A 20,000-nucleotide genomic window follows, 5' to 3' on the forward strand; every position below is an offset into this window, starting at 1 on the left:
TCGACTTCTTTCGCTCACAGAGACCACCCGGGACAGTGTAATGACCAATCGCGATTTTGACTGGGCGCCTTTGCTGAGCGGAGAAGAAACCACTTCAGAAGAGCGTCTTGAGTATCTCTACAGGCGCATGACAGAGATGACGGCACCTGCCCTGCCAAAATCTCTGGAGGCATTCGAGAACGCCAAACCAGAGATACAATTGCAGCATCCTTTGCAGGTTCAGGCTTTCGTTGACGAGGCGCTCTCGCGATTGCCGACAGCCGAAGCCCGGCAGGTGAGTGAGAACATCGCCAATGCCGGAGAGGCTACAGCGGCCGCACTTCAGGACCTCTTCAAACGCGTACTTCCCTATTTCGGTGAAAATTTTGCTGCCTCAACATACGAGCGGTTTGTTACATCCGCCTATGACAAGGCTTTCGATGCGTTTGCAGCGGTTGTCAACGCCTCCGCGCGACACAATGATCGGCGAACGGTGGTCTTTGTGGCGCGGAGCAGCTTCAATCTGATTCAGCGGGAAGCCCTGTACTTGAAACGTAACGGGTACAAGGTATTCCTGATCAATCTCGTGCAGGTTTCCGCTGCATTGCGACCAGCCTTCGATCAATCCTTTGACCTGATCTTTGACGGTATCGGGACCTATCCCGCTCTCGGAAACCTGCTTCGCCGCCTAGAGCCAGATGTTTTTCATGTGCAGTGCTGGATGCACGAATACTTCATGGCCAGGTTCGTCAACGAAAACAAAAAATCCGGCAAGCTGGTCTGCGAGTTCTACGATATTACATCGATTTACGCTGACCGGTCAGACCTGAAAAAACTGTTCTGGGATCAACTTGTCGATCTGGATCTCGCCATGGAGCGCTACATTTTCCAGCAAGCGGCAGGGGTAGTTCACCGGTTTCCAGAACACGTTATCGACGAGCTTTCCGCATCCTATGGCGGTTCTACCCGTCATATCGAGATGCAACAATTCGTATGTCCCGAGTATGCCAGCAATCGCGATGCTCCCAAGAACGACAAGATCAGGCTGGTCTATATAGGTGGCCTGATCCCGAGAAACGCAAACCATCCACATGAAATGTTTCCGGAATGGGGGCACGCGGAAGCCTGGAAATTGCTTCTCGATCAAGGATTTGCAATAGATATTTACAATTCTTTGTTCCGTCGATTTGATGAGCCAGGGCTGGAGCATCTGCACGACCTCGCGACCAAATACCCGGATTTTCAACTGCTCTCCGGAATCCCGCAAGACAAGCTCGCGCAGACAATCGGGCAATATGATTTCGGCCTCATCCTCGCCGAAATGAATATCGAAAGTTCATGGTGTACCGACCAGCTCTTCGCCCATTGCGTCGGCACCAAACTCTTCAGTTATCTTGAAGCGGGTCTACCGGTGATCGTGAACTCAGAATATGAATACATGAAAAATATTCTCGAGAATGACGGGATGGGTTTCGGTCTGGCCAGTTCGGACATTGTTACCGCCAGCGAGAAAATCAAAACGTTCGATACAGAATCCGCGCGCGCCAATATCCGCCGTTTCAACGAAGAACATGGCATGGACAAGGAAATCAGCCGGCTGATCTCCCTCTATCGTGGAATTTGCTGACTACTTCCCACCGAAATGCCCGCCACGCACGAAGGCTTTGGCAACCCAGTTACAAGCAGGCGGCCTCGAAAGCCGGTTTGACCACTTCCCGGTAAAATTTCTGGTCGAGATCTTCGGGAATCCGGGTCAGCTTTCCTGACAGGTCATCCAAGATCGTTGGCTTCTTCGACCCCGCACCAACATACATCGGATTATTTAATGCCCAGATGCGGCCCTCCTTCACGAAGCCGCTGCGAATGATCTGGGAAAACAGCTCCTCGACCGGCTCCGTCGTCTCAATTCGTTTGGGAAAATAGCCGGATTTCACCCTGGCCTCTTCATCAAACTCTATCGTCGCGCAGACAAATTTTTCCGGGTCATTCAACAGCATCATGCGCTCTATGCCCAAGCCTGTCGCCAGCACACCATCGACAAATCCATTGTCGGTCGCTTTGAACCCATGCGGTACGTAAAGATCCAGAAGCCGGGAGGATGCATAAAACAATTGCGGTTGCATGGTTCGGACCTCGACCGTGTTGTCCCCGATCACATTCAGTCGGGACGGGTCGGAAGGAACAGAAGATAGCCCGGAGCCGACCGCATAGGCCGTAACCCTGTGTGACAGATTGGCAAGAAACAGTTGCTTCAGTATTTCCGCACCCGCTGACCCGGGCCCTTCAGGAAAGCGCGTCTTGTCATTGAGTGTTTCCCATGCTCGTTCGCCGATCGGCAAATCGACAGTATACATCGCGTCATGGGACCCACCGGCAATCCAGTCTCCCAATTGCCCAAGAGCCCCTCTGCTGAATATGTAATCTGCGACCAAAACGATGGCATCGGCTTTGTCACGTCGTGCCAGAACCATCGTGGTCCAGTGGGCGACCATCATTGCGAGATAGTTGCGATCACGGTAATCGGAGCCGAGAAGCGGCTGCAGGTCAAAAAAGACGACCTCTGCCTTTGCGCGAAGAATCGCAAGGGATTCTGAGCGGAGCAGACGCTCCCAATTATCCAGTGTGCTGAAAATATGAACAGTTACCTGCCTGTCGCGAAATAGCGGACTGCTGGCCTCATCAATGAGATTTTGCAGCCCGCATTTTTCCCAGAGAGCGGTATGGGATTCCCCCCAAACCGGAATCGAAATATAAAGTCTCGCAGTCTCAGGATTGTCGACTGCGACAGCTCGGCTCGTCCTGACCAGATCCGAAATTTGCTGCAAAACAAAATAACTTAGTGTCAGCGGCCCGCTAACCGGCCCTAGCTCGGCCAGTTTGGCGGATGCATAATCGCAGCCGCCATTCCAGACCTGTAATCGAAGATACTCGAGATATTCTCCGTCAGCCCGTACCGACAAGGAATCGGCATCAGAAAACTTGTGGAATGTTCCTTCCAGCAGACTGCGCGCCTCCGGTATTGAGCCATTGCGCATAGCCTGAAAAGCCATTATCCGCCTGACGGCCGGGTCCTCCTTAAATCCCGGAGCAGCCACGGACAGCATTTTCCCGATCCTTTCCGAGCCCCCCCGAACCGCAATCTCCAGACTGGCCAATCGGCCCCATACAACGCCGTCTTCGGGTTTGATAATTGCCGGAGCACGCCACAAGGAACCGATTTCCCCACGCTTGTGAGCAATGAAGCAGAGCGTTTGACTGATATGCATGAAAGCTTCGGAGTGCGCCGGGTCAAGCACAGCCACGCGGCGAAACGCGTTGAACGCTAGATCACCCCGGTTTCGTTTCCTGAAATGCATTCCAATCTCAAACCAGACAGACTTTGTGCCTGGCTCCAATTGCGCAACTCGTCGGGAAAGTAATTCGGTAGCGGCTGAATTGCCGCTCCAATCAACGAAATTTCGGAAGAACCAAAGTGCTTCTGCATCGCCGGGTGCTATCAGAACCGCCCGACGGCTTCCCGCTGCAACTGATTCGATCTGGTTCAAAGCAGCGCAGACTCTTGCCCTGGCGAGCCAAAGCACCGCACTTATCGGATTGTCCCGCAACCCATTGCCCAATGCCTCGAGAGCAGACGCCGGATCATTTAGCTCTGTAATAATATCCGATAATAATTTTATAGAATTTACATTTTTCGGATTTGAAGCGATGAAATCAATACACCGGGCGAGGGCATCTTTGGGTCGCCCGGATTGCGTCATGGTAATTGCTTCACCAACCATTCAACTACCACCCCGAACTAACTGCGCAACCCCGACCAGCTTCACTCGATCAGGAGGCTGACACAAGGTGAGCGATGCTCCAATAGAATGACTTAAACTTAAGATAGTGACGTTTCTACTTTGCACAAACTGCGACAATTCAATTTTATTGCAACATATATGTGTAGGCGCAAAGTTAAAATGCCCTGACCTGGAATGTCCTGACCTGGGAAAATAGAACTGTCACCCTCCCACGTTTCGATCCATGGGGAGGTTTGCAAATTGGGACTCTTTCTGTTGAGCGAACATGACCTGCAGCGCATCAAGGTTTTGTCCAGGGTCATCGACGGGCGGATGCCCCTCGTAAACACATCTCATACCCCTGCAATCAAAACACGAAGTCAAGAGGCTGCTGGCGCGCATCCGAAGCGATGGCGCAATGTCCATTCGGTACCAGTCTCCGGGCAAACGGTTGAACAACCACATAGATGATGATTTGCGCGTCTACGCAGAGGCACTTGCCCGTCGTCAAAATCTTTGAGCCAGTTGGTCGGCTGATTTAACGGGGGATATTGCTCACCTTTTTTGATGTTAGGCGGCTTGCCGCTGATGGTTCAAACGGCGGTTCTTGATGGCGGGTTCCTTGATCCGTTTTCATCCTTTAGATGATGGTCGTGGCACGGCCGAAGTAGACATCAGCCGCCATGACGTCGCCGAGGCTTTCATGATAGCGCTCGTGGTTGTAGTGCTTGATGAAGGCCTCGATCTGGTTTTCGAGGGCGCCGGGCAGGTAGTAGTTTTCGAGCAGAACACAGCTCTTCAACGTCTGATGCCAGCGCCCGATTTTGCCTTGGGTCAGTGGATGGAGCGGTGCGCCACGAACATGATCCATACCCTTTGTGCTCAGTCCCTCGGCCAGTTCACCGGATATAGACGAAGATTCGTTAGCGCCGAGCAGACGCGGTCTGTGAGCGACTTTTGCAGGGTCACAGCCTGATGCCTTCAGGGCCAGGTTCAACGTGTCAGCCACATCATGTGAAAAACCTCTTCGGAAACCACAGATTATTGAGCCAACGTCCACGTTCCTGGTCAGCGGTATTGCCAATCACACACATCGCAAATCGATACGAACAAAGCCGATCCATGACGATCGACGGTGGCTGACCGTAACGCTGCATTGCCCCCTTCAACTGTTCAGCACTTTGACATAGTCTGCTATTGATTGTGATACCGAAGCCGAGGCATTGAGGGTCCGGAGAAGCGCCAACGAGCACGGTGCTTCTGAACTCTCAAACTCTCCAGGAAACGCGTTGCTGACCATCAATTGGAACTGGCAGCGGTCCTGCCGAGCACTGCTTTCCGGATCCGGGATGGTTTCGGGCGCGATAGGCGGCCCACAGATGATGGCCGAAAGGAAACAATTTTCCATGAAAACCTATTCCACCGCCTACATATTTCCCGGCCAGGGCTCACAGCACCTCGGTATGGGGAAAGACCTGTTTGAGCGCTATCCCGAAATCGAGAAAGAAGCCGACGATATCCTCGGCTATTCTATTCGAAAGCTCTGCCTGGAAGATCCGGACAAGGAATTGGTGCAAACCCAATTCACCCAGCCCGCTCTCTATACTGTCAACGCGATGACATATCGTGCAGCCGTTGCTGAACGGGGCATCGGCGGAGACATTCTCGCCGGTCACAGCCTTGGGGAATACAACGCGCTGCACGCCGCCGACGTGTTCGATTTCGCCACTGGCCTGAAGCTGGTCCGCAGAAGAGGAGAGATCATGTCGAAAATCAAAGGCGGTGGCATGGCGGCGGTGCTCGGCATGTCTTCTTCGGAAACCAAGGATTTTCTGACGAAGAACGGGCTGACGACCCTTGATGTCGCTAACGAGAACTCACCATCACAGGCCGTGATTTCCGGCCGGGAAGAAGACATCAAATCTGCGATGAAGCCCTTTGGCAGCATCGAAGGGTGCAATTTCATCCCGTTGCGTGTCAGCGGCGCCTTTCACTCCCGCTACATGCAGGACGCGCGTGCCGAATTCGAAGACTATCTGCGGCAGTTCGAGTTCAAGGCGCCACAACGCGCCGTGCTCTCAAACGTGGAGGCTCGCCCCTACACCGAAGAGCGGGTGCAGGAACTCCTGTCGAAGCAGATCACAAATCCCGTCAAATGGTGCGAAACCGTGCAAGTTATGCTCGGTGCCGGGATCGATCAGATCCACGAAGCCGGCCCGGGAACTGTATTGGATAAGCTCGTCATCTCCATCCGGCAACAAGCTCCGGCAATCGCCATCGATTGGCCGATCTGACTGATACCCCTCAAGAATTCCGGTTTATTGTGACCTCGCAGAACAAATTTCTCGTCTCGATCCGGGGCAAGGGTGCCCGGCCGCCACTTTATTTGGTGCACAGCCTTGCCGGTGAGCTTACCTGGCTGCCTCCTTTGTCTCAGCTTATGGACGATGACCAGCCTATTTACGGCTTCGCTGCGGCCGGGTTGAACGCCAAGGGGACAGCATTCGACAGCGTCGAGGAAATGGCGCAAGCCTATCTAGACGCGACAAGACGGGTCCACCCCGCCGAACCCTACATACTTGGCGGTTATTCTTTTGGCGGTGTGGTCGCCTTTGAGATGGCGCGGCAAGTTCAGTTGCTCGGCGGCACCGTCGAAAAGCTCGTTCTGATCGATACCTACTCCCCGAAATCGGCGATCATCAAGGAACTGAGTGCGTGGAACCACAACGGTACCATGCTGCAGTCGGTCGGGAATATGCTGGCACTGGAATGGAAAGCGCGCGCGTTGATGGCCCCGGGAGACTTGCCTGCCGGAGACGCTGCGGGTCAGGTGGACCTGACGGTCCGGCACCTGTTAACGCAATGCGATATTCCCCATAGTTACGAAGCTCTTAGCGACCTTCTCGCGAAATGCCGGGATGTCATGGCCGCGCATAACAAAGCCCTCTCGAACTATCAGCCGGCTCCTCTCCCGAAGCCTGTGGAGACAGTGCTGATACAGAATTCCGAAGGGTTCGTCGGTCGAAAAAACATTCTCAATCTTCCCGGGCTATCGAATGGTGTTGAAGGCAATGACCATGGATGGGACGGTATCCTTCAGGGGACGACAAAAACTCTGACCGTCGAAACCGAACATTTTCTTATGATGAAAAGCCCCGCTTTGGAGCGGGTGGCGGAAATCTTGAACGCAGAATTATAAACACCACGGGGGAAATGCTGATCATGACGACACGGTTCGAACACTTCTGGATACTGGGTCTGGCCGTGGTTCTCGCGTTCGGATCCAACCCTGCGGCACAAGCATCAGACGGGGACCCGCTCCCGAGCTGGAATGAAGGTGCCAACAAGTCTGCAATTTTGGAATTCGTCGCCGCCTCAACCAATGAGGATGGCGCCGATTTCATCCCGATCGAGGACCGCATCGCGACGTTCGACATGGACGGAACCCTTGTCGTGGAAAAACCTAAAGCAGCGGTCAGTGTCTTCTCCTCTCAATATCTCTCCGGAATTGCGGAGGCTAACCCCAACTTGGATATCCAGCCTTACAGGGCCATTCGGGAAGCGGATGAGGATTACTTAGCGAAGAATGTTGTTCAGGTTCTGAATGCAGCCGGTGCGGGACTACCCCAATCCGAGTATCGCGACCGGGTCACGGCGTTCGGCAAGACGTTCAAGCATGAACGGTTCGACAAGCCCTTTGGAGAGCTTTTCTATGCCCCGATGATCGAGCTCGTGAGCTATTTGAAAGCCAATGCATTCTCGGTCTATATCGTTTCCGGATCAGCTCAAGGATTTGTCCGCGGTTTCGCCAAGGAAGCGACTGGCCTCCCTCAGCGCCAGATGATCGGCACGCAGTGGGTTCTGGATTTCCAGGGTGATGGATTTATGCGCACTGCCCGGTTTCGCAATCTCGGTGTGGCGGCGGCTGGAAAACCGGTGATCATTCAGTATCAGATCGGGCAAAAACCGGTATTCGCCTTCGGCAACACATGGGGCGACCAGCAGATGCTCGAATATGTCCTCAGCCACAAGGACTACAAGAAACTGGCGCTTTGGCTGGATCACGATGATGAAGCTCGCGAGTATCTTTACGATGGCCGTGTGAAACCGGCCGACGGTCTCTTGAAGGTCAGCATGAAGAACGATTTCAAGAAATTGTTCGCGCATGATTGACCGGGTACACGCCGCCGCCCCCACGTCAGTCGAACAGATCACCACCGAGTGGCTGAAGGAGTGCCTGATGTCGTCCGGTCAGACCGGTGCGGAAAGGCTCATCGGTTTCACGGCCGAGCCTGTCGGGACGCCCGGGATGACATCGGTCGTGCATGTACTCTCGTTGAGTTATGAAGGCGACGCCGGCGGCGCGCCAACCAAACTGGCCGCCAAGTTCTCTCTGGATCTCGAGCCGGTAAAGCAGGCCCTCTCTTCCAATCGGGGCTATGAAAGGGAGTTTCTCTTCTACAAGCATTTTGGCGCGGACGCGGGCATTCCAACCCCGCTTTGCTATTGGGCTTCCTACGACGCCACAGAGACGCGATGCGGCCTCTTGCTCGAGTATCTGGACGGTACATGCTCAAGCAACAGATTTATCGGAACGTCGAGTGAGATCGAACCGATCATCGATAGGCTCGCCGCTTTCCATGCCCGATGGTGGAACAAAGCAGACGGTCACGCAGGCCTCATACCTGCTTTTGCGCCCTATTTGGTTGATCTCATTCTGGAGAAGCTCGAATCCTCCTTGAGGAACATCAAGGCACATCATCGCGCCAGGGTTGGCGATACGCTTGTTGAGCTTGTCGAATTCTGGCTTTCTCACGCCCACGAGATCTCGGAACTAGAGCGGGCGAAACCCCAAACGCTGTGCCATGGGGACCTCCATCGTGAACAAATTCTATTCCCCGCCAGTCCCGGGGGGCCACTCAACATCATCGATTGGCAAATGGCCGGTAGCGACAGCGCAGCCTTGGACCTGTCGTTCCTGTTATCGGGCGGCCTGCGCCCCGAGGATCGTAGCCGCAACGAAGTAGCGTTCATCGAGCGCTATTACGCCAGCCTGACGGATAGCGGTGTCGATGATTACTCCATGGAAGAGCTTATGGGCAGCTATCGGGTCAGCATTGCTCGTCAAGCGGTCTTCAGCATGATGGCATTCGCCATGGAAGATCTAACTCCGGTTTTCGCTTGGTGGGACAGCTCTCCCGACCGCAAGAACTTCTCTTTTTGGGACGTAACTTGCGGCTGGGCTACGATGGCATTAGATGAGCATCAAGTTCTGAATCAGCTGAAGCAGTCGGTTTAGCTCCCGTTTGCCCGTCTTGACGTCCATCCCCGCCCTGACGTCCATCATAGAGGTCACGGCAATAGGCGATAATGATTTTCGCGACAGCCGGATCAGACAGCAGGGTCGTGTGGTTGGCGGACGGAACGTCCTGAATCACCAGATTAGGTAAATTCTCTTCCCAGGCGCTCCAGTAATTCATGCCATCGCGAAATACGCTTTCACTCTCAGGAAATGTGAAGAACGGCGCGATGTCTCCGTAGAATGTTCCGCTCGCATTACGGAAAAAGTGGCCGCTGACGCCCTTGGGATCTGGCAGCGGCGAAATCGTGAACGCATCCTGTTCCAAAGCTCGGCCGAACTTCTCCATATGCCCCAGGAGGCTCCGCAACTGTGCTTCGCTCTTGGCGAGTCCGCGCGCGTTGGCAAGCGTGATCAAGTGCTCCCAGAATGCCTGATCGGATAGGGACACATCGAGTTCGTCACGATGGATCATGTTTGTCACGGCTGCACCGGCGCTATTCTGCAACGCCATGTTGACCACGCCCAACATCGCCCGTTTCGTGAAGAGCGGGTTCGGCTCCGTGTCCAGCACATCGTAGCTGTCCAGCATGACGATCGTATCGACCTGCTCGCCCATCTCCTGCAATTGCCTGGTGACTTCGTAGGCCAGTACGCCGCCAAGCGAGAAGCCACCCAGATCATATGGTCCGCTCGGCTGAAGCCTTTGGATGATATGGGTGTAGTAAGTCGCCATGGCTTCTATGCCATTGAGCGGCTTTCTGTCCGTCAGCCAGCCTTTTGCCTGTATGCCGACAAAGGGGCGTTCGATAGCTCCCGCCAATTGCTGATAGGCTTCAACACCGCCCAATCCGCCATGGAACCAGAAGACGGGACGGCCGGAATTGATACTCAAAGAACCGCTGTTCAAGTGGACAATTTCAGGGAACTGCCGGATTGGGTCCTGCCGGGGTTGAGATGACGGACCGTACGCGGCCGAACTCTCGCCTCTTGATCTTACAGCCTCGACGATCATTTCGACCGACCTGAGGGTCGCCATTGCGGCAAGATCCAGGTCCAGATGAAAACGGTCCCTGAGTTGGACGAGAAGCTGGGTCATTAAAATGGAATCCAGGCCCTGTTCCACAAGGTCCTGCGCCGGGTCGATTTCATCCCGATCGCGGTCGAGAAGGCGGCTCACCATCCCGATCACGTCACGCAACACGATCCGGTCCGGCTCGGCAGCGGAAGCCATATCAGGACGTTGCTCCAAGAGCCCAGCAGACGCTTCCCGGTCCTCCGGGTTTCCGTACAGGGACCGACAATACTCGCTCAGTGCCTTCATAGCGTCGTCGCTCTCAAACAACGCGAGGTGGCTGTCGGCTTCGACTTCCTGATAGCCAATGCTCGGGAGCAAGCTGCGCCAGTCCGACCAATAGTCCACGCCTTCAAGCGGGTCCCCGGGCTGGCCCAAAAACAGACCGTTCCGGTTCTTGAAATATCGAACGTGCGGAATTTCAGACGCCAGCGGCGCCGGTTCGTATTCGGCAATGCGGTAGCTCTTCTGGATGGCAGCCATCCGCTTGAGATATTGCCTTATCCATTCAGCGGACCGTTCAACACCCGATTTGACGCAATATTCGACGAATGCCTCCAGCACATACGCTTCGTCACCGGGCCCTGTACGGTCCGGTTTCTCCTGAACCTGCAAGGCGTCTCGAGCCGGAGCCATGGCGAGCAGCCCAACGGCGAGGAAGTCGTACAGATCATGTAGACCGCCCCCAAGGTGACTGTGATGGGGCGGAAAGATCGGGTCAGAAAGTGTCAGGCTTTGAACCGTCTCGCCGGCGTCCAGGAGTTGCCTGGCGATCTCGTAGGCAAGCGTTCCGCCGATAGAATAGCCACCCAGATCGTACGGTCCTGTCGGTTGGATCGCTTGAATCATCTGCCTATAGAAGGATGCCGTTTCCACGACTCCCTCAATCGGCTCCTTGTCATCAATCAGTCCGCGTGCTTGCAGTCCAAAGAAAGGACGCTCAATCCGCTCCGCCAGACGGAGGAAAACCATCGCGTCGCCGAACGCCCCATGAACCCAAAAAACCGGCCGGCCATCCTTAACTCCGTTGACGCGCTGGCACTCGGTAAAATAGGGAGCCGGGTTTTGCTCCCTCTCGCTGGAGACAGCATTTTTCTGGATCTGCGGATCGGCTTTCTCCGCGTGACGGTCTGTCCATTCCCGCAACCGTGAGAGAGGTTCGGAGGCGTCGTTGAGCATGTCGCCAATAGTCGCGTCCGGTTTCCGCAACATGTAGCTCACCAGACCGACCAGATAGGCAGTCAGGTGCCTCAGTTCCGATTGATCGAAGAGCGCGCTTCGGTAGGAGGTGACGAGGTGAATTCGACCCTGCGATTTGATCAATTGAAAGAACAGCGTCGCAACAGCGGAACCAACCGCATCCGGCGAGTTACCGTCCCCGTTCATCCGCATTCCCTCGCCTATGCGGCCGTACTGATCAGGTGATCCCTCAGAGGGGCCAGCGGTCCCGGTGTCCATGTCAATCGTATCGAGCATGACGTCGCCCGAATTGCGGAAGTACTCGGACAACCCGCTTAGTCCGGCAGTGCTCAAAAGGTGATCGAGATTGTTAGGAGCATTGCGCAAGGCTTCGAAACTATCGCGTTTTACCGCCTTCAGAAAATCGATGAGGCTGCGGTCTTTCTCCACATTTATCGGCAACATCAGGACATTGGTGAACTCACCGGGAATGTCCAGATAGGCGCTCCGCTCCCGGCGGCTGAATATGTAATGCAAAACCCCTTGAGGGTTGTTCATCCCGTACTTCAGCAACACGCTGAGCGCGGCGGCAAATAGTTGTGTGAAGGAGATCCCTTGTTGACGGCTGAATTCCGCAATTCTCTGGCAAAGATCTGGCGCAAGCTGCGTCAGATATGTTTCTGACTGATCCCATTCGGACGCCTTCACCTCTTTCGGCGAGCGGCTGTAAGGCAGCCGCATTGCCACACCTTGCACCTGTCCCAGCCGCTGCCGCCAAAAAGCATCTTGGCCCGCGACCGGCTGACGGCTCCACTGGCTGAGTGCGTAGTGCCAGTATTGGCCTATCGGGGCTTCTTCCTCTATGTCGTCAGCGGACGCAGTCTCTACCTCATAAAGCGCGACCAACTCGCGCACCAGCAGCGGCGGGGTGAAGGCATCGGCAATCGCGTGATGAAACGTGAACCCGATTTCGCACTTGCCGTCAGATTGGCAGAAGACAAGAGAGAACGGCGCGGAGCTCTCGACATCGAACAACGCAAGCCTGGCATCCTGCATCAAGCGGTTGAACTCTTGTGCCGACCCCGCCTCAGTGATTTTAGGCGCGGCATTCGCCGTCGGCGCGATCACTTGCAGGCAGTCTTCTCCCGTTTCGAGGGGGACGAAGCGCGTCCTCAGGATGTCATGCCGGTCAGACAGTTTTGCCAGAGCATTGACAAGCGTATCCCGGTCGAGTGAGGCATCGGGAAGCGTCTCTATATAGCTAACATTCCATGCCGCCGATTTCATGATTTCTGAGTGATAGAGGTTCCGCTTCTGCTCGTCCGAAACAGGCAACACCAGACACTCCTCCGGCAACGCGGCGAGGAGTGCATCGTCAATGTGCGCTGTGGCGGCAGAAACATCGGAAGAACGGTGACCAACGAGCACCACATGCGCGCCCTGTCGAAACGCTCCAATGCCCCGTTCCGCCAGTTCGGAAAGCATTCCAATATTCTCGACGCGGTCGGAACGAAGCGCGGACGCAAGGCTCGAATTCACAAAACACAGCTCATCTGGAAGCGACGCTAATCGGCCGGCAAACCAGCTATCGGATATCAGTATCTCCTGATCGACCTGTCCGGCAGACACCGGTGCCGGGCTCAGCGCCGCCGACGTCTGTCCTCGGGATGCACGGATCAACCGCACCAGATCATCTATGCTCTCGACGGATACGAGATCGGCGATATGGAGAGTTAGAGAAAAGCGGTCGTTGAGTTGCGCCAGCAAGCGCATGGCCATGAGAGAGTCGAGCCCGTACTGACTGAGAGAGTCCTTGGAATCGATGTCTTCGGTATCAAAACCCGAAATGTCCGCCAGGCAAGATGTCACGATAGTGAGGACGTTGTCGGTGCCGCCGCTGTCAGTCTCTGGAGAAGCACCCGTCCCGCTGGCCGGTCTCTCGAACCAGCACCGTCTCAAAGCGAACGCTTGAGGTGGGAGTGGAGTCCTGGCGCAAGCAAAGTCTGACGGCGCTTCGGAAAGGACAAGATGAACATTGCTTCCCGTGGCGCCGAAGCTGCTTATTGCCGCGCGCCGCGGCAATGCCCCGCCCCGTTTCCAGTCAACCGGTCTGTCATTCACGACAAAGCGGGAATTGCCCGCTTCATCTGTCTCCAGCGGATGAGCAACATTCAAGGTCCCTGGAATCGCCTCGTTTTGCAGCGACAAGAGAACCTTGAACAAATGCGCCATGCCGGAGCTCTGATAGGAGTGACCCAAATGGTTTTCCACAGAACCAAGCACGACAGGTGAGGCCTCGCTTTTCCGGTCGGAAAAAATCCTGGCCAACGCCTCGACCTCGACAGAGTCGCCCAATGACGTGCCGGTAGCATTGGCCTCGATCAACCCAATGAAGGCGGGATCTGTTCCGAATCTCGCATATACATCTCTGATGAGCTTGGCTTGGGCAGTGCTGCTAGGCGCAGCGATACCATTGGTCTTGCCACTGTGATTGTTACCCCAAGCTTCAATGACACCGATGATCCGGTCCCCGTCTTCACAGGCTTTTGCGAACGGTTTCAAGACGACGGCGCCAACGCCTTCTGCCGGAAGCATGCCGCTGGCGCGTTCATCGAGCGCAAAGCAACGATCATCCTGTGAGAGTGTGCCACTTTCAATAGAGGCCAAGATCAGATTTGGCGTCGAATGGATCATGACCCCGCCTGCAATCGCGACATCGCATTTATCCAAAACAAGCGCGTCACAAGCCTGAGCAACGGCCAGCGCCGAAGAAGCACAGCCGGCATCCACTGCGATGCAAGGCCCTTTCAGATCGAGGGAATACGCCAACCGGCCTGGTATGGAGGAGTTCGTGACATTGGGAGAGACCCCGATCAGGTCTTTCAGATAAAGCCCATAGTCGCCGCCTCCGCCGCAATAGACACCCCAGTTTTCACCTTTCAGAGACCCGGGATCGATGCCTGCACTCTCCACGGCACGCCATCCCTCCATCAGAAAGGCGCGTTCGGACGGATCAAGCAATTCGGCTTCCTTTGGCGGGATGCGGAAGAACTTGGGGTCGAATTGATCAATGTCCTTGAGGAAACCACCATGTTTGACAGGACAGTCTCCAATGTCCCAGCCACGATCCTGCGGCAAGGGGGTAATGGCCGACTTTTCACCGTTCAGGAGGTCGAACAGATCGTCAAGAGTGTCCGCCCCCGGGAACCGTCCCGACATGCCGATGACAGCAATCGCAGACTCCGATATCTCCTCCCGCGCCAGTCCATGCGGCGTTTCCGGACAGCCTGCGGGACCGAATGCGCCAAACGACGCGTCGATCCGGTCCACTAGATTTGCCAGATCGTTGCCGCCGCTCAGGAGATCGAAATGGCTCTCGGAGTTGAGAACGACAGTCTGAAGGTTTTCGAACCGGCTCTCCCATCCCTCGAAATAAGGTAACAAGCCGCCTTTGGTGTCTTGGACCTGTCGAAGGTAATCGGGATTATAGACTTCAGAGGAAACGGCTCTACCGGTTGGGCTCCGCAGCAATACTGCGGAGATATTGCTTTTCGGCGTTCCGGCCGGCGCGCGGTAGGACCGAAGCGCATCCAGGTTGGCCAGATGAACTCTCGCCATCGACGTCAGACGATCAGTCAGCTCGTCATTTTGACGGGTCACGCCGCGGTCGGAGATCAAATCCACCAATTGGTCGACAATGAGACTCTTGTCACTCTCGTCATCCAGGGAGAGTTCATCGCTCGTTATCTCCAACTCGCGCCAATCGATCTTGCCCGCCGCTTTGTCGCGACGGAAATCCGGATCCAGATGCAGCATGCTGATCATCAGGAAATTCGCATTCATCAGCAAATTCCCCAACGCGTCACTCTGCCAAGGCTCGCCCGCTGCTTCATCGTCGATCAACGGTGCTTCCAGCAAGAACAGGCGGTTGGTCGCATCCGTGCGCTCTGCCAACAGCCCCAGCGTCGCAAAGGCGACCGTTCCGCCCATGGAACTGCCAAGGAGATTCCAGGGTCCCTCGGGAATGATTTCACGAATTATCCGCTGATAGGCTTCGGCCATTGCTTCAACCGATTGCCTGGGGTCACCCGCATCGAAGAGTCCCTGCGAGCGCAGGCCCACGATGTTGAACCTCCCTTGGGCCGCTTCGGCCAGCCCGACATAGACACCGACATCGCCGGACATTGGGTGTATGCAGAACAACGTCGGTAAATTTGTCTGCGCACGCGTTAGCGGAAACACCTCCGGGTGTCGGTCTTCCAGAGCAATGATGGTTTTTGCCAGCTCCAGATCCTGGGGGGGCTGGAAGCCGCGCTCGCTGTCCCCCCTCTCGTTGTCTTCTCGGGCATCATCTCCTACCGACAAGGCCGTCGACGCAGAAAGAGAGGACAGGTGGGCGGCCAGTTCATGCAAGGTCGGGTAATCGAATACCAGCGTCTCACGCAATTCGACCCCAAACCGCTTCGACAGATCCTGAATGAAACGAGTGCCCCGAATGGAGTCCAGCCCCAGTTCCTGGAATGTCATATGCGCATCAACGTCATGCTCTGAACCGAGCATGAGAACCTCGCGCAGTATCGCGACGAATAATGTCGGCTCGACGCCAGCCGCCGGTTGCGCGGTTGTCAGAATTTCGGTTCTCGGCGAAAGATCCGGATCCCGGCCGCCTTCCGTCTGCATGACCATGACCTGCGCCGGCACCATCGACAGGGCGCGGACCATGGCGGCAAAGCCGGTTCTCATATCGAGCGGCACCAACCCGAACCGCTCGCGAAGGACTTTCTCCCGCTCGTCTGAGACACCCATCCCGCCGTCTTTCCAGAGCGGCCAGTTGATGGATACCGTACGGCCGTGTCTGACACCGAGTTTCACGTGCTCTTCGCGGACACCCGCGAAGCCATCCAGAAAGCCGTTCGCGGCCGCATAGTCAATCTGACCCGCATTTCCGAATACGGCGGATGTCGATGAGAAAAGCACAAAGAAGTCGAGCGCCACGTCCTTGGTCGCGCGGTCGAGCAAGGCGGCGCCATCGACTTTCGGTTTCAGCACCTTTCGTAAGGTTTCCTCAGACTTGTCCGTGATGAAACCGTCCTCGTTCAGCCCGGCGCAGTGAAGAATTCCGTGCAGCGCGCCATATTTCTGAAGAACGTATTTGATCAACCGGTCGACAGATCCGCCGTCCGTGATATCCGCCGTCAGATAGTCCGGCTGGCTTGAGGCGCCGGCAAACTCCGTCAGATCGATCTGGTGCTTGTCGGAGCGTGCACAAAGAACGACCCTCGCGCTCGGCACTTCGGCAAGTATCCCCTTCGCCATTCGGCGCCCGATACCGCCTGCACCGCCGGTGATCAGATAGACGCCGTCTTTCCGCCAGGCGAAGCCGGTCGGTGGCGCGTCACATTTCCGCCAGTCAAGAACACGGCGAATGCTGTTGTCGTAGCGGATCGACGTGTCGCTCTCCCGTTTGCGGTCCCTCTCCAGGAGGATCCTCAGCCTGTGCGCCGGAAGCGGAGAGGCAAGTTCGATGACCTGGCCGCGAAAGAAAGAGAATTCCTGCGATACAGTTTGCAGCGACGCGCTGCACCCTCTGGCGAAAGCGGCAGCATCTTCTCCGCAAAGCACCAACTGGACCAACAGGCGTTTCTTGCGCGGCGCGGAAACAAGGCTCTTGATGCTTTCGAGTATTTGAGCTGTCACAGAGGTAAAGCGGGTGTGCATATCCTCGGCATCACAGGTGAAGAACCTGTCGGCAGCCAAATCGGCAGCCCCTTGCCCATAGCACCAAAGCTGAAACTCAGTTTCGCTTTCGTCTCGAGCGGTGCGCGGCACGTCCCCTGCGAGGGACTGGACGTCTTCAGCGGCGGTCCAAACCGGTTCATAGAAATTCGTTTCAGATAACTGGAACTCAGGATCGCCAACGAGCGGCTCGCCGCGTGCTTGCGGGGCGGATAGATCGGCCTCGGCCCAATACTCGGTGCGGGAGAATTCATAGCCCGGCAGATGCAGCCGCGGCGTTCCCTTCGGATTGACGTCAGCAGCCTCGGTGTATCCGAGACAATAAAAGCCAGCCAGTTGCCCGTATGTGGCCCGGACAGAACCCGTTCCATCCGCGGACGCCAGATCGGCATGGATGACATTCACCTGACTCAAAACACCGGCTTCGGGTTCGAAGTTCCTTTGCACCAATCCGGTCGCCAGATCGTCGCTCTGCCCGCCTGCGAGCTTCCTGAGCTGTTGCGCGGCCTCTTCGGCGCTTTCAACAACCAGGGCACAGCGATGCCTGAAATGCGCGCGGCCGGCGAAAAGGGTCTGGCTGACTACAGACAGATCCGCGGCCAATTCTGGGTTCCGGTCCAAGGCGTCGGCGAGGGCTCCCGCATTCGCCTCCAACGAGGATCGGCTCTTCGCCGACAAGACCAGGAGAAAAGCACCTGGACCGGATATAGTCCGTTCCGGCATGCGCGGCTGATGGTCTTGGACAAGCAATTGCGCGTTCGTGCCGCTCATTCCGAAGGAACTTACCACCCCGACGGGCACGCTCCCGCCGGCAGTCTTCCAGTCCGACAGCTCCGTGTTGACATAGAAGGGGAGGTCCTGCCACCGAACGCGATCGCTTGCCTGATCGCAGAACAGGCTGGGCGGAATAACCCGCTGATTGAGTCCTTTTGTCAAAGCGATGAGGCTGACCAGCCCGGATGCCGCAAAGGTATGGCCGAAATTGGATTTGGTGGAGGTCAAGGCGCAGGTTCGAGACGGCAAGCCGAAGTCACTAAAGGCATCAGCCAAGGCGTTGATTTCCGCCGGGTCGCCCAGCGGTGTTCCTGTGCCGTGCGTCACGATATGCCCGATCCGGCACGGGTCTATGCCGGCCTGGTCAATCACCTGTCTGGTCAGTTTGGTCTGGGCCGAGCGGCTAGGCGCGGTTATGCCGCTGGTCTTGCCGTCATAATTGATCGCGTCGGCGATGATCGAGGCATAGATCGGATCATTGTCGCGCTCCGCATCGGACAACCGGCGCAGCACGATTGCGGCCACCGCTTCGCCCGGCACCATGCCGTCCGCACTCTGATCGAACGCCCGGCACCGACCGGTGGGAGAGAGCATGCCCGCCTGCCCCATGCCGACGAATGGGCCCGGCGTGAGCATGAGGTTGACCCCGGCAACGATCGCCATGTCGCACTCTCCGGACCGGAGGCTGAGACATGCCTGATGAGCCGCGACCAGCGACGATGAACAGGCCGTGTTTATCGCCAGAACCGGACCGTCCAGGTTCAGGAAGTAGGCCAGCCGGGACGCCAGTATTCCGACATGGTTGGAGGTGATATCTCCTTCCCGGGATATGTGCTGGTAATCCCCTTCCTCGACACCGACAAAGACGCCAACTCTCCGGCTATCCAGCTGATTGAAATCACACCCTGCATCTTCCAGAGCGCGCCAGCATTCTTGCATCAAGAGACGCTGACGCGGATCCAGACCCGCTGCTTCCGTTGGCGGGACTTCGAAGAACAGACTGTCGAATTCGGCAACACCCGGGATCGCGCCCATCCACTTACCGTTGGTCCTGAGCGGGTCCAACGCGGGATCACCGTAATAGTCGCGCCAATCGAACCGGCTCGCGGGGATCTCGCCCAGGCTGTCCTGGCCCTTCAGCAGCATGTCCCAAAATGTCTCGATATCCCGTGCGCCGGGAAATCGCCCACTCATTCCGAGAATCGCGATGGGCTCATCTGATTTATGCGTTTTCCCGTCTCGCCCGGACTGGTCGACCGCTTTTACAGGCACCGGATCGGGTGTGATTTGTCTGGTGTCGACCGGCGCGCTTCGGGTTTCATACCGCGCCTCGATCGCGTCTCTATGGTGCGTCTCGAAATGTGCGCAAAGTTGACTCAACGTCGGACAGGAGAAGAAAACATCGGGGGTAATTTCGACTCCGGCAAGCTCCGTAATCATTTCAGCCAGAGCCGCCAATGAAATGGAATCGAAGCCGAGGGTCGCCAGGTTAGCACCGTCTTCCAGCTCCGTTTCGGGCATGCGAATGAGAGTGCAGATGCAGCGACGCAGGTCCGCCTTGAGGCGGCTCTTCGCGTCCTTTGCATCGGCAATCGGCGCACCGACCGTCTCCCGAGCCCCAGAAATCTCCTTGTCCTGCCGGTCTTGCAGGAGGAGCGTCTGGCTTGGCTGATATGGCGTACCAACCGGGAAGATATCGCGCTTGAACGGGTATCCGGGCAGGCAACTGGTCCGCGGAGCCCAACCCCGGAAGATCGATCCACACGGCAGCTCGTGCCCCTGGCAGAACAGTTCCGCGAAGGCGCATAGAGTCTCGTAGAAAGCCTGCTCGTTGTCGTTTGCTTCGGAGTGCTCCTGTGAAAGCAGATCGATGGATCGCTTCAGGCCGGGGCTTGTTTCGAACTCGAGCGGCACTAAACCGTCAAAACAGTTCTCCGCGACCGAAGCCTCTCCGGATCGCAGCAACTCGACGGCCTGCTTTCTGCTTCCGACGACGATCGCGTATCTGTGGCGGAAATGGTGGCGTCCGTTAAGCAGGGTGTATGCCGTCTGCGCGAGCGAGCCCTCGTCCGGGGCATTCTTCCCCAAATCGCTTTCCAATGCAGCGGCGAGGTCTTCGATGCGGGCCTTCAGCGCCTCCTCGCTCTTCGCCGAGAGCACCAGCAGGCGATACGGGGCC

Annotated in this window: 7 protein-coding genes and 1 pseudogene; 5 read left to right on the forward strand and 3 right to left on the reverse strand. The window is 56.4% G+C overall.

The genetic code is table 11. The annotated features are described in order from the left end of the window. Nucleotides 1–40: 40 nt before the first annotated feature. Nucleotides 41–1,606: a glycosyltransferase family protein gene (locus IG629_RS18925; protein ID WP_193173483.1), complete on the forward strand. Its 1,566-nt coding sequence runs from the start codon at nucleotides 41–43 to the stop codon at nucleotides 1,604–1,606. 49 nt (nucleotides 1,607–1,655) lie between these two features. Here the strand turns inward: IG629_RS18925 and IG629_RS18930 are convergent, their stop codons facing one another. Further along, nucleotides 1,656–3,758, reverse strand: coding sequence for a tetratricopeptide repeat protein (locus IG629_RS18930; protein WP_193173484.1), 2,103 nt, complete (start codon nucleotides 3,756–3,758; stop codon nucleotides 1,656–1,658). 570 nt (nucleotides 3,759–4,328) lie between these two features. After that, nucleotides 4,329–4,776, reverse strand: a pseudogene (locus IG629_RS18935) (integrase core domain-containing protein); the annotation flags it as partial. 388 nt (nucleotides 4,777–5,164) lie between these two features. On the opposite strand from IG629_RS18935, the gene fabD reads away from it, so the two are divergent. From fabD to IG629_RS18955, 4 genes are read left to right on the forward strand one after another with little or no spacing between them, the layout of a single operon-like run. Further along, on the forward strand, nucleotides 5,165–6,052 hold the full coding sequence (gene fabD / locus IG629_RS18940) for an ACP S-malonyltransferase (protein WP_193173486.1): 888 nt from the start codon (nucleotides 5,165–5,167) through the stop codon (nucleotides 6,050–6,052). Beyond that, nucleotides 6,040–6,957, forward strand: coding sequence for a thioesterase domain-containing protein (locus IG629_RS18945; RefSeq protein WP_193173487.1), 918 nt, complete (start codon nucleotides 6,040–6,042; stop codon nucleotides 6,955–6,957). The genes fabD and IG629_RS18945 overlap by 13 nt, the downstream gene beginning before the upstream one ends. Nucleotides 6,958–6,980: 23 nt before the next feature. Next, the gene (locus IG629_RS18950; RefSeq protein ID WP_193173488.1) at nucleotides 6,981–7,931 is read left to right on the forward strand and encodes a haloacid dehalogenase-like hydrolase; all 951 of its coding nucleotides are present in this window, start codon (nucleotides 6,981–6,983) and stop codon (nucleotides 7,929–7,931) included. After that, nucleotides 7,924–9,057: an oxidoreductase family protein gene (locus tag IG629_RS18955; protein WP_193173489.1), complete on the forward strand. Its 1,134-nt coding sequence runs from the start codon at nucleotides 7,924–7,926 to the stop codon at nucleotides 9,055–9,057. The genes IG629_RS18950 and IG629_RS18955 overlap by 8 nt, the downstream gene beginning before the upstream one ends. Here IG629_RS18955 and IG629_RS18960 read toward each other — a convergent pair. Beyond that, nucleotides 9,002–19,981 (reverse strand): SDR family NAD(P)-dependent oxidoreductase, encoded by a 10,980-nt coding sequence (locus IG629_RS18960; RefSeq protein WP_404923911.1) that lies wholly within the window; start codon nucleotides 19,979–19,981, stop codon nucleotides 9,002–9,004. The two genes, IG629_RS18955 and IG629_RS18960, sit on opposite strands and share 56 nt — an antisense overlap. Nucleotides 19,982–20,000: the final 19 nt, after the last annotated feature.

The sequence above is a fragment of the Nisaea nitritireducens genome, assembly GCF_014904795.1.
GTDB lineage: Bacteria > Pseudomonadota > Alphaproteobacteria > Thalassobaculales > Thalassobaculaceae > Nisaea > Nisaea nitritireducens.